Origin of the sequence: Paraburkholderia sp. Cpub6 (genome assembly GCF_014201065.1) — a bacterium.
Lineage (GTDB): Bacteria > Pseudomonadota > Gammaproteobacteria > Burkholderiales > Burkholderiaceae > Paraburkholderia > Paraburkholderia tuberum.
Genome location: NZ_JACHDM010000008.1, coordinates 189447 through 214726 on the forward strand (window position 1 = coordinate 189447; position 25280 = coordinate 214726).

25 protein-coding genes are annotated in these 25280 nt (G+C 63.1%); 19 read left to right on the forward strand and 6 right to left on the reverse strand.

The features are described 5' to 3' along the window. Positions 1-67: 67 nt before the first annotated feature. The 11 genes from HDG33_RS16860 (at position 68) to HDG33_RS16910 (ending at position 10024) form a co-directional block, all read left to right on the forward strand. Positions 68-1780: an acid phosphatase gene (locus tag HDG33_RS16860; RefSeq protein WP_184030744.1), complete on the forward strand. Its 1713-nt coding sequence runs from the start codon at positions 68-70 to the stop codon at positions 1778-1780. 217 nt (positions 1781-1997) lie between these two features. Then, a complete protein-coding gene (locus tag HDG33_RS16865) occupies positions 1998-2357 on the forward strand; it encodes a DUF3564 domain-containing protein (RefSeq protein WP_184030754.1) in 360 nt (119 codons plus the stop codon). Between the two features lie 320 nt (positions 2358-2677). Then, positions 2678-3427 (forward strand): DNA/RNA non-specific endonuclease, encoded by a 750-nt coding sequence (locus HDG33_RS16870; protein ID WP_090808067.1) that lies wholly within the window; start codon positions 2678-2680, stop codon positions 3425-3427. Continuing rightward, the gene (locus tag HDG33_RS16875; protein WP_184030758.1) at positions 3420-3680 is read left to right on the forward strand and encodes a hypothetical protein; all 261 of its coding nucleotides are present in this window, start codon (positions 3420-3422) and stop codon (positions 3678-3680) included. The genes HDG33_RS16870 and HDG33_RS16875 overlap by 8 nt, the downstream gene beginning before the upstream one ends. Positions 3681-3989: 309 nt before the next feature. Then, the gene (locus HDG33_RS16880) at positions 3990-5105 is read left to right on the forward strand and encodes a SpoIIE family protein phosphatase (protein WP_184030781.1); all 1116 of its coding nucleotides are present in this window, start codon (positions 3990-3992) and stop codon (positions 5103-5105) included. Positions 5106-5117: 12 nt separating this feature from the next. Next, the gene (locus tag HDG33_RS16885) at positions 5118-5681 is read left to right on the forward strand and encodes a SiaB family protein kinase (protein WP_090808073.1); all 564 of its coding nucleotides are present in this window, start codon (positions 5118-5120) and stop codon (positions 5679-5681) included. A gap of 19 nt (positions 5682-5700) precedes the next feature. Beyond that, the gene (locus tag HDG33_RS16890; protein ID WP_090808074.1) at positions 5701-6096 is read left to right on the forward strand and encodes a DUF1987 domain-containing protein; all 396 of its coding nucleotides are present in this window, start codon (positions 5701-5703) and stop codon (positions 6094-6096) included. Between the two features lies 1 nt (position 6097). Beyond that, on the forward strand, positions 6098-6823 hold the full coding sequence (locus tag HDG33_RS16895) for a GGDEF domain-containing protein (RefSeq protein ID WP_184030784.1): 726 nt from the start codon (positions 6098-6100) through the stop codon (positions 6821-6823). Beyond that, a complete protein-coding gene (locus tag HDG33_RS16900; protein ID WP_260330444.1) occupies positions 6750-8954 on the forward strand; it encodes a bifunctional diguanylate cyclase/phosphodiesterase in 2205 nt (734 codons plus the stop codon). Before HDG33_RS16895 ends, HDG33_RS16900 begins: the two co-directional genes overlap by 74 nt. Positions 8955-9102: 148 nt before the next feature. Then, on the forward strand, positions 9103-9465 hold the full coding sequence (locus HDG33_RS16905) for a hypothetical protein (RefSeq protein ID WP_184030787.1): 363 nt from the start codon (positions 9103-9105) through the stop codon (positions 9463-9465). 241 nt (positions 9466-9706) lie between these two features. Then, on the forward strand, positions 9707-10024 hold the full coding sequence (locus HDG33_RS16910) for a hypothetical protein (protein WP_184030791.1): 318 nt from the start codon (positions 9707-9709) through the stop codon (positions 10022-10024). On the opposite strand, the gene HDG33_RS16915 is transcribed toward HDG33_RS16910, so the two are convergent. Beyond that, positions 10021-10728 carry a Crp/Fnr family transcriptional regulator gene (locus tag HDG33_RS16915; protein WP_184030804.1) on the reverse strand — a complete coding sequence of 236 codons (708 nt, stop codon included), beginning with the start codon at positions 10726-10728 and terminating at the stop codon, positions 10021-10023. The genes HDG33_RS16910 and HDG33_RS16915 overlap by 4 nt on opposite strands. Positions 10729-10828: 100 nt before the next feature. Here HDG33_RS16915 and HDG33_RS16920 point away from each other — a divergent pair, with 100 nt between their 5' ends. Continuing rightward, the gene (locus HDG33_RS16920; protein ID WP_184030817.1) at positions 10829-11368 is read left to right on the forward strand and encodes a DUF962 domain-containing protein; all 540 of its coding nucleotides are present in this window, start codon (positions 10829-10831) and stop codon (positions 11366-11368) included. Positions 11369-11382: 14 nt separating this feature from the next. Here HDG33_RS16920 and rarD read toward each other — a convergent pair whose 3' ends face one another. Beyond that, positions 11383-12279 (reverse strand): EamA family transporter RarD, encoded by an 897-nt coding sequence (gene rarD / locus HDG33_RS16925; protein WP_184030829.1) that lies wholly within the window; start codon positions 12277-12279, stop codon positions 11383-11385. Between the two features lie 560 nt (positions 12280-12839). On the opposite strand from rarD, the gene egtD reads away from it, so the two are divergent. Then, positions 12840-13823: an L-histidine N(alpha)-methyltransferase gene (gene egtD, locus HDG33_RS16930; protein WP_184030862.1), complete on the forward strand. Its 984-nt coding sequence runs from the start codon at positions 12840-12842 to the stop codon at positions 13821-13823. 103 nt (positions 13824-13926) lie between these two features. Here egtD and HDG33_RS16935 read toward each other — a convergent pair whose 3' ends face one another. Further along, positions 13927-14220, reverse strand: coding sequence for an acylphosphatase (locus HDG33_RS16935; protein WP_184030865.1), 294 nt, complete (start codon positions 14218-14220; stop codon positions 13927-13929). 138 nt (positions 14221-14358) lie between these two features. Here HDG33_RS16935 and hpnA point away from each other — a divergent pair, with 138 nt between their 5' ends. Further along, positions 14359-15369: a hopanoid-associated sugar epimerase gene (hpnA, locus tag HDG33_RS16940; protein ID WP_184030875.1), complete on the forward strand. Its 1011-nt coding sequence runs from the start codon at positions 14359-14361 to the stop codon at positions 15367-15369. Positions 15370-15491: 122 nt separating this feature from the next. Next, positions 15492-16058, forward strand: coding sequence for a hypothetical protein (locus HDG33_RS16945; RefSeq protein ID WP_184030878.1), 567 nt, complete (start codon positions 15492-15494; stop codon positions 16056-16058). Between the two features lie 90 nt (positions 16059-16148). Here the strand turns inward: HDG33_RS16945 and HDG33_RS16950 are convergent, their stop codons facing one another. After that, on the reverse strand, positions 16149-17321 hold the full coding sequence (locus HDG33_RS16950; RefSeq protein WP_184030881.1) for a glycosyltransferase: 1173 nt from the start codon (positions 17319-17321) through the stop codon (positions 16149-16151). Further along, a complete protein-coding gene (hpnC, locus tag HDG33_RS16955; RefSeq protein WP_184030884.1) occupies positions 17321-18187 on the reverse strand; it encodes a squalene synthase HpnC in 867 nt (288 codons plus the stop codon). Before hpnC ends, HDG33_RS16950 begins: the two co-directional genes overlap by 1 nt. Before the next feature lie 376 nt (positions 18188-18563). Between hpnC and ispH the strand changes: the two genes are divergently transcribed. Next, positions 18564-19508 carry a 4-hydroxy-3-methylbut-2-enyl diphosphate reductase gene (ispH, locus tag HDG33_RS16960; protein ID WP_090808097.1) on the forward strand — a complete coding sequence of 315 codons (945 nt, stop codon included), beginning with the start codon at positions 18564-18566 and terminating at the stop codon, positions 19506-19508. Positions 19509-19518: 10 nt separating this feature from the next. Then, positions 19519-20673 carry an adenosyl-hopene transferase HpnH gene (gene hpnH, locus HDG33_RS16965; protein WP_184030888.1) on the forward strand — a complete coding sequence of 385 codons (1155 nt, stop codon included), beginning with the start codon at positions 19519-19521 and terminating at the stop codon, positions 20671-20673. 142 nt (positions 20674-20815) lie between these two features. Here the strand turns inward: hpnH and HDG33_RS16970 are convergent, their stop codons facing one another. Continuing rightward, the gene (locus HDG33_RS16970) at positions 20816-21418 is read right to left on the reverse strand and encodes a phospholipid-binding protein MlaC (RefSeq protein ID WP_184030891.1); all 603 of its coding nucleotides are present in this window, start codon (positions 21416-21418) and stop codon (positions 20816-20818) included. 211 nt (positions 21419-21629) lie between these two features. Between HDG33_RS16970 and HDG33_RS16975 the strand changes: the two genes are divergently transcribed. Then, a complete protein-coding gene (locus HDG33_RS16975; protein WP_184030894.1) occupies positions 21630-24245 on the forward strand; it encodes an MMPL family transporter in 2616 nt (871 codons plus the stop codon). A 2-nt stretch (positions 24246-24247) separates the two neighbouring features. Then, on the forward strand, positions 24248-25267 hold the full coding sequence (locus tag HDG33_RS16980; RefSeq protein WP_184030897.1) for a VacJ family lipoprotein: 1020 nt from the start codon (positions 24248-24250) through the stop codon (positions 25265-25267). Positions 25268-25280: the final 13 nt, after the last annotated feature.

Here is a 25280-nt window from a genome sequence, read left to right on the forward strand (position 1 = left end):
ACCGGTGTCGCGCGCGCCGCTTCGAGCGGCGCCGATGCGACCGTCACGTCTCCTTCGGAACTCACCGATGACCGACCACGATCCTCACCTGCCGCCGAAACTGGACAACCCCGATTCAATCGATAACACCAACGACGCCCCCGACGATCCCGAACGCCGGCGCGTACTGACCGGTCTCGCGGCGGTCGGCCTCGGCCTTGCGCTGACCGGCTGCAAAACAGGCGAGGGACTCGCAGGCAACGGGCCGCCGCGCAGCGCCGCCGACTTGCGGCTCGACGCCGCGCTGCACGATCAGGTGAAGAACATCGTGGTGATCTACGCGGAGAATCGCAGCTTCGCGAACCTGTACAGCAACTACCCGGGCGTCCAGCATCCGCTCGACGCGGTCACCGCCGAGCAATACGTCCAGCTCGACCGCGATGGCAAGACGCCGCTGCCGCGGCTGCCGGCCATCTGGGGCGGGCTCGTGCCGCAGGCGCAGGAAGTGGACGGCAAGCGCTACATGATCGGCGAAAAGGATCTCGATCATCTGCCCAACCGGCCGTTCCGCATCGTCGATGCGCACGGCGCGCCGCTGCCGACCGGCGTGATCACGCGCGACCTCATCCATCGCTTCTATCAGAACCAGATGCAGATCAACGCGGGGCGCAACAACCAGTTCGCCGCGTGGGGCGATTCCGGCGGCCTTGTGATGGGGCACTACCGCAATTCCGCCGACACGCTGCGTCTGTGGAATCTCGCGCAGCAGTACACGCTGTGCGACAACTTCTTCATGGCCGCCTTCGGCGGCTCGTGGCTGAACCATATCTTCCTGATCTCGGCGCAGGCGCCCTACTATCCGGACATCCACAACAGTCCGGCGAAGAAGATGGTGTCGGTCGTGGAAGGCGACGATCCGACCGGCACCCGTTTGAAGCTCGCGCCCAATTCGCCCGCGTCGGCGCTCGACGGTCCGCCGAAGTTCGTCAATGACGGCGCTTTCACCGCCGACGGCTACGCAGTCAACACGATGGCGCCGCCGTATCAGCCGAGCAGCGTGCGTCCGGCCGAAGGCGGCGACCCGGCTTTCGCGGATCCGTCGAACCCGCGGGTGATGCCGCCGCAGAATTACGCGACGATCGGCGACCGGCTGACCGGCAGGGGCATCGACTGGGCGTGGTACAGCGGCGCGTGGCAATTCGCGCTCGATCATCGCGATACGGGGTCGATGCCCGACTTCCAGTACCACCATCAGCCGTTTAACTACTTCGCCAATTACGCGCCGGGCACCGCCGCGCGCCGCCGCTATCTGCGCGACGGCGGCATGGGTAACGACGCGTCGACCAATCGCCTGATTGCCGACATCGACGCGGGACGTTTGCCGACCGTGACGTTCTATAAACCGCAGGGCGACCTGAACATGCACGCGGGCTATGCGGACGTCGCCTCGGGCGACCGTCACATCGCGACGCTGATCGAGCACATCCAGCGCGGCCCGCAATGGCAGAACACGGTCGTGATCGTCACCGTCGACGAGAACGGCGGTTGGTGGGACCACGTCGCGCCGCCGATCGGCGATCGCTGGGGTCCGGGTTCGCGCGTTCCCGCGCTCGTGATCTCGCCGCTGGCGAAGAAGGCTTATGTCGATCACACGGTGTACGACACGAACTCGATTCTGCGTTTCATTAACCGTGTGCATGGACTCGCGCCACTCGATGGCGTGGTCGCGCGCGACAAGGCATTCGCAAGCAACGGACTCGCGCCGCTCGGCGATCTGACCGCTTCGCTCGATCTCGCTTGAGCGCCTCTCGGCTGCGTTGATTTGTCGCGGCTCGCGGTCTGCATGTGGCCGTTACTGCATGCATATCGCGTACGCCGCGGCGCAGTAAGGATTCACCGTACCTCGCCACACCTTTTGGCGACTTGATTTTCCATTCGCACGTCATGCCTTTGTCTTGCATAAAGCGCCGCGCCGCCTAGACTGATAAAGCGCTTCGCAATTTATGAACGGAACTGATATGCGACTGACCATCCTGATTAACGGTTCCGATCCCACCGTAAGCCATGATTACGCTGTGCTCTGGCTCGATACCGATGAACATCGGTGGTCGAGAGAAGCGCATCAAGGGATCGACCTGCCCCCATGGGGCGAACTGCGCGACGAAAACGGCGTGACCACGCTGTGCGCACCGAGCGCCGACGCGCCGCTTTGTACGTTGCGCGGTCTGCACGTCGATCGCAAGGAGCGAGTGAGCGCCGCGCAAGGCGCCGCTGCATGGACCGCGCTGCAAACACGCAAGGCGACTAGCGGCTACTGGCGTTTGCAGGCGGTGGATCGTCAAAAAGTGCACGCTGAAAACAGCGTGTTCGGTAATTAAGTTCTGGCGCGATTCGTCGCGCTTCTCTTTTCCGGTCGAAACTTCCGGCTCATTGCACGAGCACTGTTCGTACGCGTAAATCTGTTCGTGCGCAATCGAACATAACGTGCCGCGATCTCGCAAGCCTTAAGACCTTCTTAAGATTGCGTGCGTAGATTCGGAACTCCACGCATTCGGGTCGCTGCAAAGCGGCCCACTTTTTTGTCCGGCGCACGCCGCCTCTGCCGTTTCCAATTCCCTTCCTTCGATTCGCATTGTGCAGTCGCTCGATGCGGGCCACGACGCTATACTTGCGTCCCCGTTCATCGAACCACCGACCCATGAAGAAGTGGCTTGCCTGTCTGTTACTCGCCGTCGCCGCTCATGCGAGCGCGGCGCCTTCCTGCACCGGATTCACGCCGAATGCGCAATGGCCCGTCCTCACCAATCAGAAGATGGCGCCGAAAACGCGCCTGCTTTGTTATAGCGATTTCGCGGTGCTGCATTCGGGTATCACGCACGGTCCGCTGTGGTCTGCCGAGCATCTGACGCGTGAGCACATCGAAGAAGCGAAGGACATGGTGCGCACCAACAAGTTCTTCGAAGACGCGCGTCTGCCCGAAGGCGAAGGCGCGACACTCGCCGACTACAAACGCAGCGGCTTCGATCGCGGTCATATGAGTCCGGCGGGTAATAGGTGGAACGACGAGGCGATGGCGCAATCGTTCTCGCTCGCGAACATCGTGCCGCAAAATCGTCAGAATAACCAACGATTGTGGGCACGCATCGAAACCGCCGTGCGCAAGATCGCACTCGCCTACGACGACACGTACGTCGTCACCGGACCGCTGTTCACCGGCCAGCAATTGCAGACGATCGGACCGACGCGCGTGTTCGTGCCCACCCAGTTGTACAAGGTCGTCTACGTGCCGTCGCGTCAACTGGCCTTCGCAGTCGTGGTTGATAATGTAGCGACCAACCGCTACGACATCCGCACGATTCACGAACTCGAAGCGATGTCGGGCATCCGCTTTCCGGGCATTCCGGACAACCTCAAGGACCAGCGGCCAGGAGGACTGAAAGGTGTTTAAGCCCTATTCGAACGATGACGACGTGCTCAACATTCAAGGCGATGCGCTCACGCTCAGCAATGGCACGACGCGTGTCGTGCTGAACGGCACGCTCGAATTGACGCGCGATCAACGCGGACTGAAGGCGGCGCTCGCGTTGAAGGAAGCGCTCGATGCGATCGTCGCGAGCCTGCAGGCGCAGAAGGATTTACCGGCAAAGGTGCAGGACGAGCCGGATGCTAAACCGGGTATCGCGCAGAACCCGTTTCAATGACGGATTCGGCGGCGTTGCATTTGCGCAACCTCGCAGATCGAAATTTTTACTGATGTCGGTCACGCAAACCTTTGCGTGACCGCTAGTTTTCTAATCTCGCGCCAATAGAGCGGATCGCCTCCCCTCTGTCACATAATGTACATAGAGAAACCTTAGCGTGCGAGGTTTCTTCACACATCGACTGGCGTCGCCATGCATGCTGCGTTCTCGAGATTTCGCCGTTCTTCCGCACAGGGTAATCCGCGCACTGCCGGAGACTTGTGCCAGGAAGTTCCATCCGTAGACGTTGAAGATCCCAACTCCGTGGTCATGGAGATCTTCTCGGCGCGGCGCGACATGCAGAGTCTCGCTGTCATCGACGACCACCGTCCCATCGGCCTGATCAACCGCGATATCTTCATGTCGCAAATGAGCAAGCCGTTCCATCGAGAGCTTTACGACAAGAAGAGTTGCATCGCGTTCATGGACAAGGAACCGCTCATCGTCGACGCCGACGTGAGCATCGAAGCGCTGACGTTCAGGACCGTCGAGGCGGGAGAAAAAGCGCTGGTCGATGGTTTCATCGTGACACGTGACGGACTCTTCTCGGGTCTCGGCAGTGGTCTGCAGCTTATCAGTGCGGTCGCGGAAATGCAGGCGGAGAAGAACCGCCAGATCATGCAGAGTATCGAGTACGCCAGCGTGATACAGCGCGCCATGTTGCGTGCTTCCAGCGAGACCCTGTCGATGAAGCTGCGCGACGCGGCGATGGTCTGGGAACCTCGCGACGTCGTCGGCGGCGACTTCTATCATTTCGCGGCCTTTCCGAACGGCTGGTTTGGCGCTGTTGCCGATTGCACCGGACATGGCGTACCGGGCGCCTTCATGACCTTGCTTGCTTCGGCGTCACTGTCGAAGGCGCTCGAACAGATCGGTCCGCGCGATCCCGCCGCGCTACTGGCGGCCGTCAATCAAAACGTCAAGGGCTTGCTTGGGCAAGTGAACAGTGCCGACGAAGGAACCCAATCCAACGACGGTCTGGATACCGCACTCTTCTGGTTCGACGCCACGGAGAGCGTGCTGCATTTTGCCGGCGCGAGGATCGCTCTGCACATCCTGTCACCCGATGCCGCGGAGTTCGAAACGATTGGCGCCGACCGCATGGGTGTCGGTTATGTGGACAGTCGCGCCGACTATGCGTGGAGCTTGCGCTCGATTCCGATCACGGCGGGCAGCCTGCTGTTCATCTATACCGACGGCCTCGCCGATCAGATCGGCGGCCCGCGCAACATTTCTTTCGGCCGGCGCCGTGCGCTCGACCTGATACTCGAAAACCGCGCCGAAACTCCGGCGACGATTTGCGAGCGCGTCCGGCTCGCGCTCGCGGAGTGGCAAGGCAAGCAACCGCGCCGTGACGACGTCACGCTTTTCTGTGCCCGCATTTAGCGAACTCCCAGAATGTCCCAACTACTAGAACAAGACAGCGCCTTTTTCGAACTCGCGCAGCGGCGCAACGTGCTCTTCTATCACAAGGGCTACTTCTCCCATAACATCGTCGCGTCGATGGGCGAAGTCGTGAAACTGCAGCTCGAAGTCGCCGGCGTCAGCGGTCCTACTCGCCGCAAACTCTTCTCGTCCTTTATCGAGCTGGCACAGAACATCGTTCATTACTCGTCGAACGCGCTGGAGCCCGGTGGCGAACGGGCAGGCGAGATACGCGAGGGCGCGGTGTGCATCTCCAGGCACGGCGAACATCACGTAATGTTGTGCGTCAATCCCATCGCGACCGCCGAAGTCGAGGACCTGCGAAGCAGGTTGGAGCCTCTGCGCAACATGTCACTCGAAGAAATCAAGCAAGCGTACAAGGTTTCATTGCGCACCGATGCGCCGAAAGACAGCAAGGGCGCCGGGCTCGGCTTCCTGACGATGGCGCGCGATGCGAGCGCGCCGCTTGAATTCGCTTTTCATCCGCGTGCCGACGAACCGGGCACCACGCTGTTTTGCCTCATGGCCATCATCTGAGCAGGAAGGCACACGAACAATGGAAAACCTACACATCCCCGCGACGACGACGTCGCCCGAAGTCGATTTTCGCTTCGACCAGCACGCGTTGTCGATCAGGGGAGAGTCTTACCCCGAAAACGCAGCCGCCTTTTACGCGCCGATCATCGAGCAGATGCGCAAATACCTCGCCGCGAACGCCGGGGCCGAGATCACCATCGACGTCGCGCTGACGTACTTCAATAGCTCGAGTACCAAAATGCTGTTCAGCATCTTCGACGCGCTCGATCAGGCGGCAGAATCGGGAAGCCGCGTGTCGATGAACTGGTATCGCGACGAGGAAGACGAGACCATTGCCGAATTCGGCGAAGAACTGAAAGCCGATTTCCGCGCGATCGAGTTCACCGATCGTCCCATTGCGCAGCAGGGAAAGTAAAGTGCGTTCGACCTCTTCCCTTGACGTGTCCTCGGGCGGCGCACCCGATCTGTTCCAGAACGAGAGCACCGCGCTGGCAAAGGCTCGGGCCATGCATTCGATCATCGATGCGGACCCCGCGGAGTATCGCCAGTCGTTGGGCGAACTGATCGAGCACTTCCAGCGCCTGATGCGCGAGACACGGCGCCTGATCGGCCGCAGCGACCGGGCCGAACGCGAGATGCAGGCGCTGGCCCAGCAGTTGGCGTATCGCGCATCGCACGACGCGTTGACGGGCGTACTGAACCGCAGCGCCGTGATCGAACGGACCACCAAGGTCTTGCGCATCAGCAGCGCGGTGATGATCATCCTCGACATCGACGAATTCAAGCGGATCAACGACGACTACGGCCACCCCACCGGAGACGCGGTCATTTCGGGGGTCGTCGATTGTCTGCGCAGAATCGTCGGGGAACAAGGCTTCATCGGGCGAGTGGGCGGTGAGGAGTTCACCGTCCTGCTGCCCGGTCATGAACCGGCCAGCGCTGCCATTCTTGCCGAGCGCATGCGAGAAGCCATCGGTGACTCGCTGGTCGTTCCACCCGTCGAGCGCCGCATCACGGCCAGCTTTGGCGTCAGCATCAACGAGGTCGGAACCTGTTTCGACACCGCATATGGCCTCGCCGATGCGGCTCTGTACCGCGCCAAGCGAAGCGGGCGCAACCGCGTGGAATTTGCCGATCGATAGGCTGATAAGCAGACCCATCGCGCGCCGTTACAGGCAGATCCGGAGCGCCCAAAGGCAAGTCATGCAGCCACCTAAACATTCACTATCCAGGCGGGTCGGTGTTCGCCCGCGCCGGGTTGACGGAAAGGGAAGGGCCTTGGGACAGGAAGCAACGCGCAAAGCCGGTACTGTCATAGCCGTACTTGCCATTCTCGCTGTCATTGCGACGAGCACCTTCCTCGCAATCCGCCAGAGCAGCGAGCAGGACAGTTCGCTTCGGACGATCCAGGCTTCCGGGCGGCTGCGCCATGACCTCGACCGGGTTCAGCAAGTCATGCTCGATGAGCATGCGACGCTCTACACCTCGATCGCAACGGTGCCGCTTTACAAGCGCGCCGCTTATAGCTTTCCGATGCTGGAACTGCTCGCGTTGACGCGCGACGCGCGCGAGAGCTGCAGCGAGAATCAGGAATGCATATCGAGGCTGTCGGATCTGGACGACATGATCGGCAGACTTAGCGAGCTGAGCTTTGGTCTTGCGCGCAAGATCGCGGAACATCCCGGCAGTGTGGCAGTGGGCGACCCCAGACTCGAAGAAATCGACGCCTATTTCTATAGCGTTCTCGAGCGGGTCGTCGACGTACGACTCGCGGCCGACGCCAAGGTCGCTTTAGTCGTCAGCAAATCCTCGTTGGATGGGAAGTGGTTTACGCGCATGCTGTTGAGCTGCGGCGTCGCTTCGGCCTTGTTGCTGCTTTCGCTGATTCACTGGAACGGGCGCATCGGAGCGCATCTTCGTCGTTCGCTCACAAGACTCGAGCATCAAGCCAGGTATGACGCACTGACCGATCTGCCGAACCGGGTGCTGCTCGGGGAACATCTTTCAGAGTCGCTCGTCCGCGCGGCAGCGACAGATCAGAACGTTTCCGTCCTGTTCCTCGATCTCGATCGTTTCAAGGACGTCAACGATTCGCTCGGACACCGCATTGGCGATTTGCTGCTACAGGCCGTGGCGCGAAGGCTTCAGCGTCTGCTGCGCGCGACGGATTTCGTCGCGCGTTACGGGGGCGATGAATTCGTCATCGTCGCGGAACGGGCCGACGCGAAGGAACTCACCGAAATGCTGGACACGCTGATTCACGAGATGAGCGAGCCGTATCGCATCGGCGAGCACGAGCTTTATCTCGAAGCAAGCATCGGCGTCAGTACTTTTCCACAAGACGGCGCCCAGCCGGAACTGCTCACGCGAAATGCCGATGCCGCGTTGTACGTGGCGAAATCGCGCGGGAGAAACGGCTATCAATTCTACGAACCGGAGCTGAGCCGGGCGGCCGCCGAGAAGTTGCGGCTCACGACGCGACTGCGGCGCGCGGCGAAAGCCAATGAATTGTATCTGGCGTATCAGCCGCAAATCGACATGAAAACCGGATGCATCGTCGGTGCCGAGGCACTTTTGCGGTGGCATGACGACGAACTCGGTGAAGTCTCGCCGGCCGTCTTCATCCCGCTTGCCGAAGAAACCGGTCTGATCCAGAGCATCGGCACGTGGGTATTGCGGCAGGCGTGTCTGCAGGCGAGCGCATGGGTACGCTCGGGGCTTCCGCCCGTGCGCATATCGGTCAATGTTTCGCCACTTCAACTCGAACGGGCGGACCTTCCAGGCGTAGTGCGCTCGGCACTCGACGATGCCCATTGGCCCGCCGAACTGCTGGAGCTCGAAGTCACCGAGGGCACGTTGATGCGCAACGCTGAAGAAGCGCAACGGGCTTTTCGCGAACTGCGCGAACTCGGTGTGTCCATCGCTATCGACGACTTCGGCACGGGTTATTCGAGCCTCAGCTATCTGAAACGCTTTAGCGTCGACCGCATCAAGATCGATCGCGCCTTCGTTTGCGAAATCGGCAGAGACAAGGAACTCGAAGCTCTGTCGCTTGCCATCATCGCGATTGCTGAAACGCTGAGCTTCGATGTCGTCGCTGAAGGGGTCGAGCTCGATGTCCAGCGCGAGTTTCTGGTCCGTCACGGATGCACGGTGGCCCAGGGTTTCCTGTTTAGCCCAGCGGTCTCGCCGGAGGCTTTAGCGCAATTGCTCGGCAAGACCGCGGTCGCGTCTTCATTGAGCGTGGCGTCTTTCCGGGGATTCGCTTTGTGAGTCGCAACATGTATCCGCGCTGACGCACTACTTACGTTTTGTCACCAGCGCGGCGTCAACTCCTGTATTCCGCCCTACGTTAAACCGGCAGCGCTGAAATGATTCAGCCGCGACAAACGAATCCACCGATTCAACCTGGAGTCACATCATGAAGACGCTTTTCGCCGCTGTTGCTTCCGCACTGCTCGTGTCGACCGCCTTTGCTCAAACGGCCGCACCGTCTGCCGCACAACCCGCGCAAACCACGCAGTTGCCAGCCACCGGCCAGGCGAATCTGAAGGCAAGCACCGCGGTACAAGCCGGCGCAACCGCAACGAAGGCGCCTGCCGAAGCCGCTACGCAAAAGCACGTGAAAAAGACTTCCACCCATATGAAGAAGGCCCACAAGTCCACGGCCAAAAATGCCGTCGAAACGAGCGCAGCGAAGACTAAAACGGAGAGTGCGAAAGAGGCCAGCACTGCCCCGGCGAAAGCCGACGGCGCACAAGCCGACACGACCAAAACGCAATAACACGTGATCGGTTTCGGCGCTGACCGGCCATGCAGGTGCTGTTCAAATAGAAGTTGATCGAAGCCGGACTGTGCCGTTCAGGGAGGGCGAGTCTTATGACTCGCCTTTTTTTATGCCGCGTGTCATTCCCCGTCGTATCTTTTTGCTGACAAACGCGCGAATTTTTGCACCGTCTTTACTCGCGGACGACTACTCTCGAATTGTTCCAATTCACCATCGCGTCGCACGAACGCCGCATCACATGGCTCTTACCCAATCGCTCGACAAGCTCTCGCCGCAACCTGCCAGCAAGCAGGTTCAACACAGCAACGTCATTCCGTTTCCGTCGGCGCGCGCGGCTCTACTCGTGACGCTGCCGCACCCTCACTTGCGAGCACTGCTTCATTCGCCGCTCGGCGTCTATGTAATCAACACGGAAACCGTGCGCGAAGAAGACCGCGTGCTACTCGACATCGCGTGCGAAGATCTCCACTTCACGTTGCACATGCTGCTCACCACGTTGCCCGCCGCGACGATCGGTCCATTGAAACGTCGCGTCAGCCACCCGAGCGCGCGTTAAATGCGCTCGACGAAAGCCTGTTTACGCAGCTTGTCGGCATCGACGATTTCGATCTCCGCATAGCGCAGCTTCAACGCGCCCTGCGTCTCGAAGTGCTTGAGCACCTGATTGATCGTCTGCCGCGACAACGCGAGCATCATCGCCAGGTCTTCCTGCGGGACCTTCAGCACGTTGCGCAATGCGCCGGGTTCGCCATAGCCGCCCGCCATCAGCAACAGGCGCCGCGCGACACGCGGTGCGGCCGGCAATAGCGCGGCTTCCTCGATCGCCTCGAACGCCAGACGCAGCTTGTGCGCGAGCAGCAGACCGAACGCATGCCAGTAAGCCGGCGTGCGCTCGAGCAACGCGGCGAGCGCCGCGCGCGGCACATGAAACAGCGCGGTATCGCGTTCGGCATAGGCGTCGTGGGTGCGCGATCGATCGTCGAACAGCGTGATCTCGCCAAACCAGTTCACCGGCTCGATCACCGCGAGCAACGCTTCCTTGCCGGTCGAACTCGCCGCGCCGATTCTGACGAGGCCGTCGAGCACGCAGTACAGGCCGTCGTCGGCAGCGCCGCGCGTGAAAAGCCGCTGACCTGCCGCGAGAGATTCGACGCGCCCCGCGTCGAGCAATTGCACCCGCAGCCCGGCTGGCGCGGCGCGAAACCACGCGCTGCGTTCGAGCAGCCCGGCAAGCTCCTTCGATGAATGACGCTCTGTCATGGACGGTATCCGTGGACGGTCGTTGCTGATTGTCGGCTACCCGATGGTTTGAAAATCCGCTGCCCGCGATTATGCTGACTTTGACACAGGAGCAGCCCTGATGAGAACGCTGACGCAGCAACTGACGCAATACGCGGCCTACCATCGCGACCGGCGCAATATCGCCACGCACTTCGTCGGCATTCCGATGATCGTGCTCGCGCTCGCGGTGTTGCTGAGCCGCCCGTCGTTTGGCGCCGGGATATTCCCGGTCACGTTGTCGCCGGCGTGGCTGCTGTTCGTGGCGGCGACCGTCTACTACCTCGCGCTCGACGTGCCGCTCGGCGTGCTGATGGCCTGCGTCTCGGCGCTCTGCGTCGCGTTCGGCGAGTGGATCGCCGCGCAAACGACGCTCGTGTGGCTCGCGACCGGCATTGGGCTGTTCGTGGTCGGCTGGGTGTTCCAGTTCGTCGGCCACGTGGCCTACGAGCATCGCAAGCCGGCATTCGTCGACGACGTGATCGGCCTGTTGATCGGCCCGCTATTCGTGCTCGCCGAAGCGCTGTTCGGTGTCGGCTGGCGCCCCGAACTGCGCGATGCGATCGAGGCTGAGGTAGGCCCGACGCGCATCGATCCGCAGCGGCCCGACGCGCATCGCTGAGCGAGCGCCGTAGTTCAGTTCGACGCGAACCGAACGAAGCGCACGCTGTGCAGCGCGGTTAGCGCGACGGCGATCCAGATCGGCACATAGGTCGCGAGTTGCGCGACGCTCAGCGTTTCGCGCAGCAGCGTGATCGATACGAACACGAGCAGCACCGGCTCGACGTAGCCGAGAATGCCGAACAACGCGACCGGCAGCAGTCGGCTCGCCTTCAGATACGAAGCGAGCGCGAGCGTGCTCAACGCACCGAGTCCCGGCAATAGCAGACACCACATTTCGGCGCGGCCGGCGATCGCTTGCAGCGAGCCGCCGCTGAGAATGCACACGGCGGCCACCGGCAGCAGCAACGCCATTTCGACGGTGAACATCGCGAGCGAATCCTGATTGATCTGACGACGCACCACGAAATAAGGCGGATAACCGAGCGCGACGACGAGCGTCGGCCACGAGAACGCGCCCGTCACCCACAGTTCGTGAGCGACGCCAACCGCCGCGCACGCGACCGCGAGCCACTGCAACGCGTCGAGCCGCTCGCGATAGTGGAAGCGCCCGACCAGCACCATCACGAGCGGCAGCAGGAAATAGCCGAGCGACACTTCGAGCATGCGCCCATGCAGCGGCGCCCACAGAAACAGCCACAGCTGTACGCCGAGCAGGCCCGCAGCCACGGCCATCGCGGCACCGAGCTTCGGCTGCGTCATCATTTGGACAACGAGCGCGCGCAGAATCGGCAGGCGCTTGCGCACCGCGACGAGCAGCAGCGCGCCAGGCACGGTCCACACGATGCGCCACGCGAAGATGTCGAGGCCCGACAGCGGTTTGAGCAGCGTCGCGTAAGCGGACAATAATGCGAACATCGCCGACGCGCCGACCGACAATGCGATCCCGCGCCTGAAGTCGTTGTGATTCATTGCGCGGTCGGGGATCGGTGTGACGCGTGGGCTTGCGGCGCGCGACGCAGGCTCGCGGCGTTCGTTGTCGTCATGAATATGATGTCTCGTGAGCAGGCGGCCACGCGGGCAAAGCGGCAGACGCTGCGTTGTTGTTCTGAAGCGGCGGTGCAAAACCGTAGGAAAACGGGCATTCTAGACGGGTTATTCGCCAACGGGCTTGCGCTTTTTCGTCAGTCGGCTGCAATTAGTCGTGCGCGTCGCGTGTCGATGCACTAGAACATAACTCTGTGCGCCGCGGCCGGCGAAGCCATTTCCGGTTCGTCCCCGCCTCGCGCGAATCTTGCTACCCAAGTTTTGCACGCTGTGGCCGCACCACTCGCGACAACGACGTCCACAGCGGCACGCAACCAGCAGCACCCACGAGCCGGGTCGGCGAATGCAGCCTCGAGCGCAGTCTGTCAGGCCGCCACGAATCACCGCCCGCGCATCCCGCCCACGGCATGCCTCAACTGCGTTTCATCGCGCATGCCACCGCCCGGCAGCAATCCCGCTCATCGAATGTGACTACTGGAGCCAGCATGACCCAGCCAGCCCTATCGCTTAGCAACTCGCCTTCCGAACTGCGTCGCGCCTTCGCCGCCGACGTGTACGCCGGCCTCACCCATACGCCGCAAAAAGAGCTGCCGTCGAAGTATCTGTACGACGAGGTCGGTTCCGCACTTTTTGAAGTGATTACGGTATTACCGGAATATGGCGTCACGCGCGCCGAAGAACGTCTGCTCGCGAAGCACGCGGCCGACATCGTCGAGCATTTGCCGCATGACGTCACGGTCGCCGAACTCGGCAGCGGCAGCGGCCGTAAAACGCGGCGCATTCTCGAGGCGCTGTGTAAAAAACGCCCTACTTCCTACTGCCCGATTGAAATTTCGCGCAGTGCTTTGCAGTTGTGCCGGCGCGAACTCGGTGACATCGAGCGGATTTCGATCGTCGGTTATGAGCGCGACTATCTGGCCGGTCTCGCCGAAGTGAGCCGGCAGCGCGCGCCCGGCGACCGCTTGCTCGTGCTGTTTCTCGGCAGCACGATCGGCAACTTCGGCAGGCTCGCGGCGACGCGTTTTCTGCGCGAGATCCGCAACATGCTCGCGCCCGGCGACGCGCTGCTGCTCGGCACCGATCTGATCAAACCGACGCCGGTGCTGGTTGCAGCCTACGACGACGCGATCGGCGTGACCGCGTCGTTCAATCTGAACCTGCTCGCGCGCATCAACCGCGAACTCGACGGCGACTTTCCGCTCGATGAGTTCGAGCACGTCGCGCGCTTCAATCCGGACGCGCGCAGCATCGAGATGCATCTGCGCGCGAAGCGCGATATCACCGCTCACGTGCACGCCGCAAAGCTGACGGTGTCGCTGACGGAAGGCGAGACGATCTGGACCGAAAGCAGCCACAAGTATCGCGCGGAAGAATTGCCCGCGATCGTCGATGGCGCCGGCTTCGTGTGCAGCCATCAATGGATCGAGGATGAGTGGGGATTCGCGGAGAGTTTGCTGGTGGCCCGGTAAGCGCTGACCACGCGGCAAATAACGGCCGATAAAGGCATCAACGAAAAAGCGGCGCGCCCTCCTCTGGACGGCGCGCCGCTTTTTTAACTCGCGCAGCTCGAGCTCAATGCTGCTCGAAGCGCTCGTAACGCCTGTCCGTCACGCGCTCCTCGCCTCTCACTTCGGTCACGCGCGCCGCCGGCGGCCCGTGACGCAGCCACGACAACATCCGGTCGATCTGATTGGCCGATCCCTGCAACATCGCCTCGACCGAACCGTCGTCGAGATTCGCGACCCATCCCTTGATGCCGAGCGCGTGCGCCTGGCGCACCGTCGCAAGCCGAAAGCCAACGCCCTGCACGGTGCCGCGCACCCGCGCGTAATACGTTTCGATCCGCTCATCCAGATCCGGGGCCATGCCGCTACCTCCTTTTAATGCCTGACAGTCTTTCAAGCCGGCATTCTAGTCGCGTCGCGGCGAGCGCGCTCGGCAACGCCCATCCTTTGCGCGCGCCACGTACAATCCGTCGACCGTCACGCAGGAAATGGAAACAGAATGACCGAACAGAATCGCGATCTCGTGCTCGTGACCGGCGCGTCCGGCTTCGTCGGCTCGTCGGTGGCGCGCATCGCGCAGAGCAAGGGCTTTCGCGTACGCGTGCTGGTGCGCGCAACGAGTCCGCGCAAGAACGTCGAATCGCTCGACGCGGAAATCGTCGTCGGCGACATGCGCGACGAAGCATCCATGCGCAACGCGCTGCGCGGCGCGCGCTATCTGCTGCACGTGGCCGCCGATTATCGGCTGTGGGCGCCGGACCCCGGCGAGATCGAGCGCGCGAATCTCGAAGGCACCGAGGCGACGATGCGCGCGGCGTTGAAGGAAGGCGTGGAACGCATCGTGTACACGAGCAGCGTCGCCACGCTGAAGGTGACGAGCTCCGGCCAGTCCGCCGACGAAACCTCGCCGCTTCGCGCCGACCAGGCGATCGGCGTCTACAAGCGCAGCAAGGTGCTCGCCGAGCGCGCGGTCGAGCGCATGATCGCCGAGGACGGTCTGCCCGCGGTGATCGTCAATCCATCGACGCCGATCGGCCCGCGCGACGTGAAACCGACGCCCACCGGGCGCATCATTCTGGAGGCGGCGCTCGGCAAGATTCCCGCATTCGTCGATACGGGGCTGAACCTCGTGCACGTCGACGACGTCGCCGCCGGTCATTTCCTTGCGCTCGAACGCGGCAAGATCGGCGAGCGCTATATTCTGGGCGGCGAAAATCTGCCGTTGCAGCAGATGCTCGCCGATATCGCGGCGTTGACCGACCGCAAGGCACCGACACTGAGCCTGCCGCGCTGGCCGTTGTATCCGCTCGCGATGGGCGCGGAAGCGGTCGCCAAATTCACGAAGCGCGAACCTTTCGTCACCGTCGACGGACTGAAGATGTCGAAGAACAAGATGTATTTCACGTCGGCGAAGGCGGAACGCGAGCTGGGGTATCGGGCGCGGCCTTATCGCGAGGGGCTCGCCGATGCGCTCGAATGGTTCCGGCAGGCGGGGTATCTGAAGCGGTGATCAAGGGATAAGTGAAGGGCTGAACAGCGGCCGTAAGCATTTTGTTACAAGTCCCGCGTCGGCGACGGGTCCAAGCCTGCGCGCAGCAGGTAAAATCGCGGGTCCTACCTGAGAAACCTCGCATGAATCTTCACGAACAGCTCGGCGCGCTGGAAATGGGCGTCGATCAGCTCATTCAGGCTGTCGTGGCCACGCAGGCCGAGAACACTCCCGAGACAAGCGCTGACGCTGCGGCATCGCCCGCGGCGGTGGAGCATGCCGCGCACGAAGCAGCGGCGCAAGCGGCAGCGGAACAGCCCGCGAGCACCGAAGCAAACGCCGAAACGCACGCCGAAGCGATCGATACGCCGGCCGCCCCGCAGTTCCAGCCGACGCTCGAAATCAACCGCCCCGCGCGCGACGAAATCACGATGACGATCGGCGACCAGACCGTCGCGCTACGCCCGGACCAGATCAGCCGGCTGATCGAGGAACTGTCGAACGCACGGGCGTCGATGACGCCGGAGCAGCCGCAAGGCATCCCGCCGGGCTGGCAATTCGTCTCGACGAAGAATCCGATGATGGCCGTGCAGAAGCAGTCGAACGGCGACCGCTTGCTGGTGATGCGCCACACCGGCCACGGCTGGGTGCCGTTCACGTTCTCGCCGGACATCGTGATCCAGATGTACATGATGCTGACGAACGCGTGATGAAACGCGCTACGTAGAAAAAGCGGCCTGGAGCCGCTTTTTTTACGTCTGCCTTCTGCATCCGACGAGCGCATCGGCCATCGCCAGACTTCAGCGCTCCTGCACCGGCGCCTGCACGCGCGCCTTCCACTGCCCACCCTTGCCACGCCAGTAGCGCACCGCCGATGCGAACGTTGCGCCGACATAGAACAGCGCCACGAGCGGCAGAAACGGCGCCCACAGCGGCGAGCGCCGGTAGTAGACGAGCATCGGCGCATAGGCGCAGCACATTGCCGCCCACGCGATCCAGGCCGGCCAGCCGAGCGGCCCGAGGATCAACGCCGCGACCGGCGGCAACAGATAGATGATCGCCATGCCGACGAGCGTGCCCGCGAGCAGCAGCGGCGAGTAGCGCAGCTGCGTGAACGCGGTGCGCGCGATCATGTTCCAGATGTCGCGCCAGCTATCGTAGGGACGCAGCGACACGCTCTTCGCCGCCACATCGAGCCGGATCGGATGACGGCCGGTGCCACGATGCTTGATGCGCGCGGCAAGACTGCAATCGTCGATCAGCTCGGCGCGAATCGACTCGATGCCGCCCGCTTCCTCGAGCGCCGCGCGGCGCACCAGCATGCAGCCGCCCGCCGCGGCCGCGGTGCGGTTGCGTGGATCGTTGACCCACGCGAACGGATACAGCTTCGCGAAGAAGAACACGAAGGCCGGAATCAGCGCCTTTTCCCAGAACGAATCGCAGCGCAGCCGGACCATCAGCGAGACGAGGTCGCGCTTTTCGGCATCCGCGCGCGCGACGAGCTGCGTCAACGCCTCGGCGGGGTGGCCGATGTCGGCATCGGTCAGCAACAGGAATTCGGCCGGCAGATCGAGCGTGCGCACCGCCTCGATGCCCTGCGACTGCGCCCACACCTTGCCGGACCAGCCGGGGGGCAACGGCTTCGCGCTCAGCACGGTGAGGCGCTCCGGACATTGCAGCCGCAGCGCTGCGGCACGCGCGGCGTCGGCGGTGCCGTCGGTGCTGTGATCGTCGACGACGATCACGTGGAACGCGCCTGCGTAGTCCTGCTCGAGCAGCGACGTGACCGCCTCGGCGATCACGTCGACTTCATTGCGCGCCGGTACGACGGCCGCGACGGCCGGCCATGCGTCGCGCGCCGCGATGGCCAGCGGCGCGGCGGGGCGCGCGCGCCAGAAGCCGCCACGCGCGAACAGCAGCACGCACCAGATCAGCAGGGAAACACACGAAAGAACGAACAGGACCGCCGCCATTAAGCATTACCCTCGATTGAGCGCGCCGCCATGCCGACGCGTCTGGATAGTCGCATTTTCAGGGTGCGCGCCGCCACCACGCACCAGTCGAACAGATTGAGGACCGGGCGCGCGCGGAACACATCGTAATCCGCGCGCTCGATGCGCTCGAGAAACCGAAAGCCTGCATGCACCGCGCCGCACAGCTCGATGCCGAGCCGCCCCGGCATGCGCAGCGCGAGCGGTGCGCCGCGGACCAGGGTGGCGCGCACGAACGCGATTTCATACGCCATCAGCGCGCGCCACGCATCGTCGACGACACCATCGGCAATCTGCGCCTCGGTCACGCCGAAGCGGCGCAAATCGGCTTGCGGCAGGTACACGTGCTGTCGTTGCCAGTCGGCGGCGACGTCGAGCCAGAAGCTGATCAGCTGCGACGCCGTGCAGATCGCGTCGGCGTCGGCAAGATTGTGCGGCGTCGCCGCGCCCACCAGATGCAGCAGCAGATGCCCGACCGGATGCGCCGAGCGGCGGCAATAGTCGACGAGCGCGGCGCGATCCGCATAGCGATTCGTATCGATGTCCTGCGCGCAGCCGTCGAGCAGATCGTAGAACGGTTCGAGCGGCAGCTCGTATTGCGCGATCACGCCAGCGAGCTTGCCGAACAACAGCGCATGCACGGGCGCGGCGCGCCGTTGCGCGATCGCGTCGAGCCCGGCGCGGAAATCGGCCAGCCGGGCATGCCGCTCGGCGGCGCTCCACTGGCCTTCGGCGGAGATATCGGCCGCAGTGCGCACGACCTGATAGATAATACCGACAGGCGCGCGTAGGGCCTTCGGCAGCAACACGCTCGCGATCGGAAAGTTTTCGTGCTGATCGACGTCCATCCAGCGAGCCTCGAAACCATTCTGTAATACAGCGCGATGTCCGCGCGGCAAGGATCGGTAGTTTAAGGGTTCCGCCGTGACGGTGCAGTGTGCGGTCATGGTCGGGCGCGTTACGAGGCAATCCCGCGCTGACTCCTTACATCTTTGTAACGCTCGCCGCCCCGGTCCTCCGCACGGCCCAGCGGGTGCGGCAAGCGGCCAACACACGGGCCGCAGCAAAAAGCAAAGTGGCCCCGATAGCGTTAGAATGCGCGTTTGGTTTTGCTGTACCGGCCGGTCGCCGGGGCTCAAGACGTCAACTAATCAAGATGAGCGCGGCGATAAAGTCAGTTTCACGACTTCTTCGAAACCCGCGTTAGTCGGAGTTCGCCAACTTATGCGAGTCATCCTTGCTCAGCCGCGCGGCTTTTGTGCGGGCGTTGTCCGCGCAATCGAAATCGTCGATCGTGCGTTACAGCAACACGGCGCGCCCGTGTATGTCCGCCACGAGATTGTCCATAACCGTCACGTGGTCGACAATCTGCGCCAGAAGGGCGCGCGTTTCGTCGAGGAACTCGATGAAGTGCCGCAAGGTGCCGTCGCGATATTCAGCGCGCATGGTGTTGCGCAAACCGTCGAACGTGATGCCGAAGCGCGCGGCCTCGACGTGCTCGACGCAACCTGCCCGCTCGTGACCAAGGTGCACGTACAGGGTCGTCAGTACGTGGCCGCCGGCCGCACGCTGATCCTGATCGGCCACGCCGGCCATCCCGAAGTGGAAGGCACGATCGGCCAGATCCCCGGCACGGTGCTGCTCGTGCAGAGCGAGGCAGAAGTCGCGAAACTCGAGTTGCCGGTCGATGCGCCGCTCGCCTACGTGACGCAAACCACGTTGTCGGTCGACGACACGCGCGGCATCATCGACGCGCTGCTGCGCCGCTTTACCGACATGGTCGGTCCCGACACGCGTGACATCTGCTATGCAACGCAGAACCGCCAGGCGGCGGTGCGCGAATTGAGCAAAGAGGTCGATGTACTGCTGGTGGTCGGCGCGACCAACAGCTCGAACTCGAACCGGCTGCGCGAAATCGGCAGCGAGAGCGGCGTGGCGAGCTACCTCGTCGCCGACGGCTCCGAAGTGAAGCCGGAATGGTTCGCCAACGTGCACACGGTCGGCATCACGGCCGGCGCGTCGGCGCCCGAAGAAATGGTCGAAAACGTAATCGATGCGCTACGCGCATTGGGGCCCGTCGATGTCACGACGATGGCGGGCCGTGAAGAAAAAGTCGAATTCAAGTTGCCATCGAAACTGATGCAACCACTCGCTGCACGCGAAGTTTAAGGAGGACGCCTTGTCTATTCCGCTGCTACAGAAAGTCCGCGTCGGCGCATACATCATGCGCCAGCATCTCTCCGGCAACAAACGCTATCCGCTCGCCCTGATGCTGGAGCCGCTGTTTCGCTGCAATCTCGCCTGCAATGGCTGCGGCAAGATCGACTATCCGGATCCGATTCTGAACCAGCGTCTGTCGCTGGAAGAATGCCTGCAGGCCGTCGACGAATGCGGTGCGCCGGTCGTATCGATCGCGGGTGGCGAGCCGCTGCTGCACAAGGAAATGCCGCAGATCGTCAAGGGCATCATGGCGCGCAAGAAGTTCGTGTACCTGTGCACGAACGCGCTGCTGATGGAAAAGAAGATGGACGACTACGAGCCGAATCCGTACTTCGTATGGTCGGTTCACCTTGACGGCGACAAGGAAGCGCACGATCACTCGGTGTCGCAGGAAGGCGTGTACGAGAAGGCCGTGGCCGCGATCCGCGAAGCGAAGCGCCGCGGCTTCCGCGTCAACATCAACTGCACGCTGTTCAACGACGCGCAGCCGGAACGCGTGGCGAAGTTCTTCGACACGTTGGGCCCGATGGGCGTCGACGGCATCACGGTATCGCCGGGTTATGCGTATGAACGCGCGCCGGATCAGCAGCACTTCCTGAACCGCGACAAGACCAAGCAGCTGTTCCGCGAAATCTTCAAGCGCGGCAACAACGGCAAGAACTGGTCGTTCAGCCAGTCGGCGATGTTCCTCGACTTCCTCGCGGGCAACCGGACCTACGAATGCACGCCGTGGGGCAACCCGGCGCGTACCGTGTTCGGCTGGCAAAAACCGTGCTATCTGGTCGGCGAAGGCTACGTGAAGACCTTCAAGGAACTGATGGAAACCACGGACTGGGACAAGTACGGCACCGGCAACTACGAGAAGTGCGCGGACTGCATGGTCCACTGCGGTTTCGAAGCGACGGCCGTGATGGACACGGTTGCGCATCCGCTGAAGGCGCTGAAGGTCAGCATGCGCGGCCCGAAAACCACGGGCGCGTTCGCGCAGGACATTCCGCTCGACAAGCAGCGTCCCGCCGAGTACGTGTTCTCGCGTCACGTCGAGATCAAGCTCGAAGAAATCACGCGCGCCGGCAAGGGCAAGAAGGTCGAGACCGCGACGGCCGCGCACTGAGGCGTTCGACAGGAGAGCGGCCGCGCGCCGTCCCTCTATTGCGCCTGATCGTTAGCGCAAGCAACTCGAAAAAAAGCGCGGTGGCCAATCAAGGCCACCGCGCTTTTCTTTTACCGATTGAAACTTCTGTCGACCGACCCACTTACGCGCCGCGCGCATTATGCGCGGTCAGGAATTTGATCAGCCCGTCGATGCCGCCTTTGGCGATCTGGTCGGCGAACTGCGTCTGATACACCTGGATCAGCCACGCGCCCATCATGTTGATGTCGTAGATCTTCCAGCCCGACGGCCCCTTGGTGAGCCGGTAGTCGATCGAGTCATCGCCGCCGTTGCTGATCACGTGCGATTGCACGACGATGTCGGTCGCGCCGCCTTGCACGCTGACCGGCGCAAACTGGAACTTCACGTCCTGGTCGCGCAGTTGCGACAGCGATGCGGCATAGGTACGCGTGAGCAGCAGCGTAAACTGCTCGTACAGTTGCTTCTGCTGCTCCGGCGTCGCGGTCGCCCACGGCTTGCCTACCGCGATACGTGTGGTGCGCTGAAAGTCGGTGGCGGGCAGGAAGTGCGTCTGGACGACCTGGGTGATCTTCGCCATGTCGCCGCCGCGCGCCTGCGGGTCAGCCTTCATTGCAGTCACCGTGCCCTGGACTGCACTTTTTACCACCGCGTCGGGTGCGCTCTGCGCAAACGCCGCCGTGGATACCACGGCAGCAGCCACAAAAGCAGTCAGATATCGTTTCATACGCTTGTCATGACTCGAAAGAAGTAGCGCCGACGGGCCGCAGCCCCGCGGCTAAAGAGAGGTACACCAGTATAGCGGGGATTACGTTCCCATCCGGACGAAGCCGTCAGGAGCCGTACTTGCTACCGAAGTCGGGCTTGCTTGCCCGGGCTCTGTATACTTATGCACCTTCGTCAAAAACAACACCCGTGATAAGGCCACGTCCGCCTACATGCTGAAGTCATCTATCGTCCGTCTCGTCGCGTATTCGGTGCGTCATCCGCTGAGGATCATCGCGCTGTCGATCGTGCTCGCTGTCCTGAGCGGCATATACGTCGCGCATAACTTCAAGATCAACACGGACATCAGCCGTCTCATCGAGACCGACAAGCGATGGGCGGCAGTCCAGAACGCGCTCGACGCCGCCTTCCCCGACCGTGGCGACACCGTGCTGGTGGTGGTCGAGGCGCGCGCGCCCGAATTCGCCGACGCCGCCGCCAATGCGCTGACCGCCGCGCTCAGAGCCGATCCGAAGGAGTTCACGTCGGTCTCGCAGCCCGCCGGCGGCCCCTTCTTCGAACACAACGGCCTGCTGTTTCCGTCCACCGACGAGGTGATGTCCACCACCTCGCAACTCGTGCAGTCGCGCCCGCTCGTCAATCAACTTGCGCATGATCCGAGCCTGACCGGTCTCGCCAGCACGCTGACTACGACCCTGCTGCTGCCGCTGCAACTCGGCCAGGTCAAACTCCCTGACATGAGCCGGCTGCTTGCGCAAAGCGCGAACACGCTCGATCGCGTGCTGGCCGGCCAGCCCGCGGCGTTCTCGTGGCGCGCTCTCGTCGATAAAAGCGCCGCCACCGATCCGGCGCGTTCGTTTGTCGTCGTGCATCCGGTCGTCAACTACGACGCGCTGGAGCCGGGCGCGAGCGCGTCGAGGGCGATTCGCGCAACCGCGGTCTCGCTGCATCTCCAGGAGCGCTACGGTGCGACGATCCGCCTGACCGGCGAGCAGCCACTCGCCGACGAGGAGTTCGCGTCAGTGCAGGACGGTGCGGTGCTGAACGGCATCGGCACTTTCATCGTCGTCCTGATCATTCTGTGGCTCGCGCTGCGCTCGGGCCGCATGATCGCGGCCGTGTTCATCACGCTGTTCGTCGGCCTCGCGATCACGGCCGCGCTCGGCCTGTTGATGGTCGGCGCGCTCAACATGATTTCGGTCGCGTTCATGGTGCTGTTCGTCGGGCTCGGCGTCGATTTCGGCGTGCAGTTCGGCGTCAAGTATCGCGAGGAGCGCAACCGCGACGACCGGCTGTCGGCCGCGCTGATGCACACTGCGCACAGCATCGGCGTGCCGCTCACGCTCGCGGCCGTGGCAGTCGCGCTGAGCTTCTTCTCGTTCCTGCCGACCGCTTATCGCGGCGTGTCGGAGCTTGGCCAGATCGCGGGCGTAGGCATGTTCGTCGCGTACTTCACCAACATGACCTTGCTGCCAGCGCTGCTGAAACTCTTCAATCCGCCCGGCGAAGTCGCCTCGCCCGGTTTCAGGCAGCTCGAGCCCGTCGACGACTTCCTCGACCGCCATCGCAAGCCGGTGTTGATCGGCACGCTGCTCGTCGTGATCGGCGCGACACCGCTGCTCACGCACCTGCGTTTCGACTTCAATCCGCTGCATCTGAAGGACCCGCACACCGAGTCGATGGCAACGTTGCTGTCGCTGAAGGATTCGCCCGAAGCCGCGGTGAACAACGTGCAGGCGCTGGCGCCGTCGCTTGCCGACGCCGACGCGATGGCCGAGCGACTGCGCAAGCTGCCGGAAGTGGGCCGCGTCAACACGCTGAGCACCTTCGTGCCGGCCGACCAGCAGCAGAAGATGATGCTGATCGCGAGCGCCGCGCAACAGCTGCTGCCGGCGCTGCAACAGCAGCCCGCGCCGCAAGCCACCGACGAGTTGCGCGTCGCCGCATTGAAGCGCGCGGCGAATCAGTTGTCGCTCGCGGCCGAGGACCATCCGGGCCCGGGCGCGGCGGATGCGCAGCACCTGTCCGCGACCTTGCAAAAGCTCGCCGCCGCCGACGCCGCCACGCGCGACCGCGCCGAAGTCGCGATGTCCGACACGCTGCGCATCGCCTTGAAGCAGCTTGAGAACCTTCTGCAGCCGACCGAAATAACCCAGCAGACCCTGCCGCCAGGCATCACCGCGATGTGGATCGGCAAGGGCGGTCATGCGCTCGTCGATATCGCGCCGAAGGTGCCGCCCGGCGTCGATCCGAACGACGACCAGATGCTCGCGCGCTTCGCGCACGCGGTGAAGAGGGCGGAGCCGGGCGCGATCGGCGGACCGATCTCGATCCTGCATTCGGCCAACACGATCATCAAGGCGTTCCTGCAGGCGGCCGTCTATGCGCTGCTGTCGATCGCCGTGCTGCTGTGGATCGCGCTGCGCCGCGTCGGCGACGTGCTGCGCACGCTGGTGCCGCTGCTGGTGTCCGCGATCGTCACGCTCGAACTGTGCGTGGTATTCGGCATGCCGCTGAACTTCGCGAACATCATCGCGCTGCCGCTGATGCTCGGCGTCGGCGTCGCGTTCAAGATCTACTTCGTGATGGCGTGGCGCCACGGCCAGACCGGCCTGTTGCAGTCGAGCCTCACGCATGCGGTGCTGTTCAGCGCCGCCACAACGGCCACCGCGTTTGGTAGCCTGTGGCTGTCGCACCATCCGGGCACGTCCAGCATGGGGAGGCTGCTCGTGCTTTCGCTGTTCTGCACGCTGATCGGAGCGGTGGTTTTCCAGCCGGTGCTGATGGGCAAGCCGCGTCAACGTCGCGGGAAGCAAAAAGGAATATAAGCATGAAGCTGCGTAACACCGCGCTGGCGCTCACCGCCGCGGGTCTCATATCCGGCTGCGCGACCGCTCCGGATCGCAAGCCGGGCGATCCGTTCGAGCCGGTGAACCGGGTGATCTTCAATTTCAATGACGGAGTCGATCGCTATATCGCGGTGCCGGTCGCGAAGGGCTACCAGAAAGTGACGCCGCAGCCGCTGCGCACCGCCGTCAGCAATTTCTTCTCGAACCTCGGCGACCTCACCAACGCCGCAAACGCGCTGCTGCAACTGAAGATCACCGATGCGACCGAAGACATCATGCGCTTCGCGTTCAACTCGGTGTTTGGTATTGGCGGCCTGCTCGACTGGGCGACGCCGGCCGGTCTGCCCAAGCATCATCAGGACTTCGGTCTGACGCTCGGGCATTGGGGCATTCCGTCGGGTCCGTATCTGGTGCTGCCGCTGTTCGGGCCGAGCACGGTGCGCGACAGCATGGGGCTCGTCGTCGATGTGAAGTTCAATCCGCTGAACTATATCGAACCCGCGACCCGCAATCCGCTGTACGTGCTGCAGTTCGTTAGCACACGTTCGGATCTGCTCGGCGCGACCAGCCTTCTGGAGCAGGCTGCGCTCGACAAGTACTCGTTCGTGCGTGATGCCTTTTTGCAGCAGCGCCTCGCGCGGCTGCGCGGCACGAGCAATAACCCTCCGCCGCTGCCGAACTACGACGATCACGGCGATACGGGCCCGGCTGCTGCCCCAGCGGCAGGCGCGCCGGCGGGCGGCCTGCCGAATTACTCCGATCCGGGCGATGTGGGCGAGACGCCCAATGGCGCTTCGGGAGCGGGCGGCGCGGCCAAGGGCGCGCCCGGTGCGCTGCCGAATTACAACGATCCTGGTGAGTCCTCGCCGGCGCCCAATGGGGCTTCCGGTGGAGCGACCAACGCGCCCAGCGGGGATCTGCCGAACTACACCGATCCGGGTGACAGTGGCGCGGGCGCTACGCCAGCCGTGCCTGCTGAGCCGGCGTCGGCCCCGCAATAGCGCTCCAGGGGAT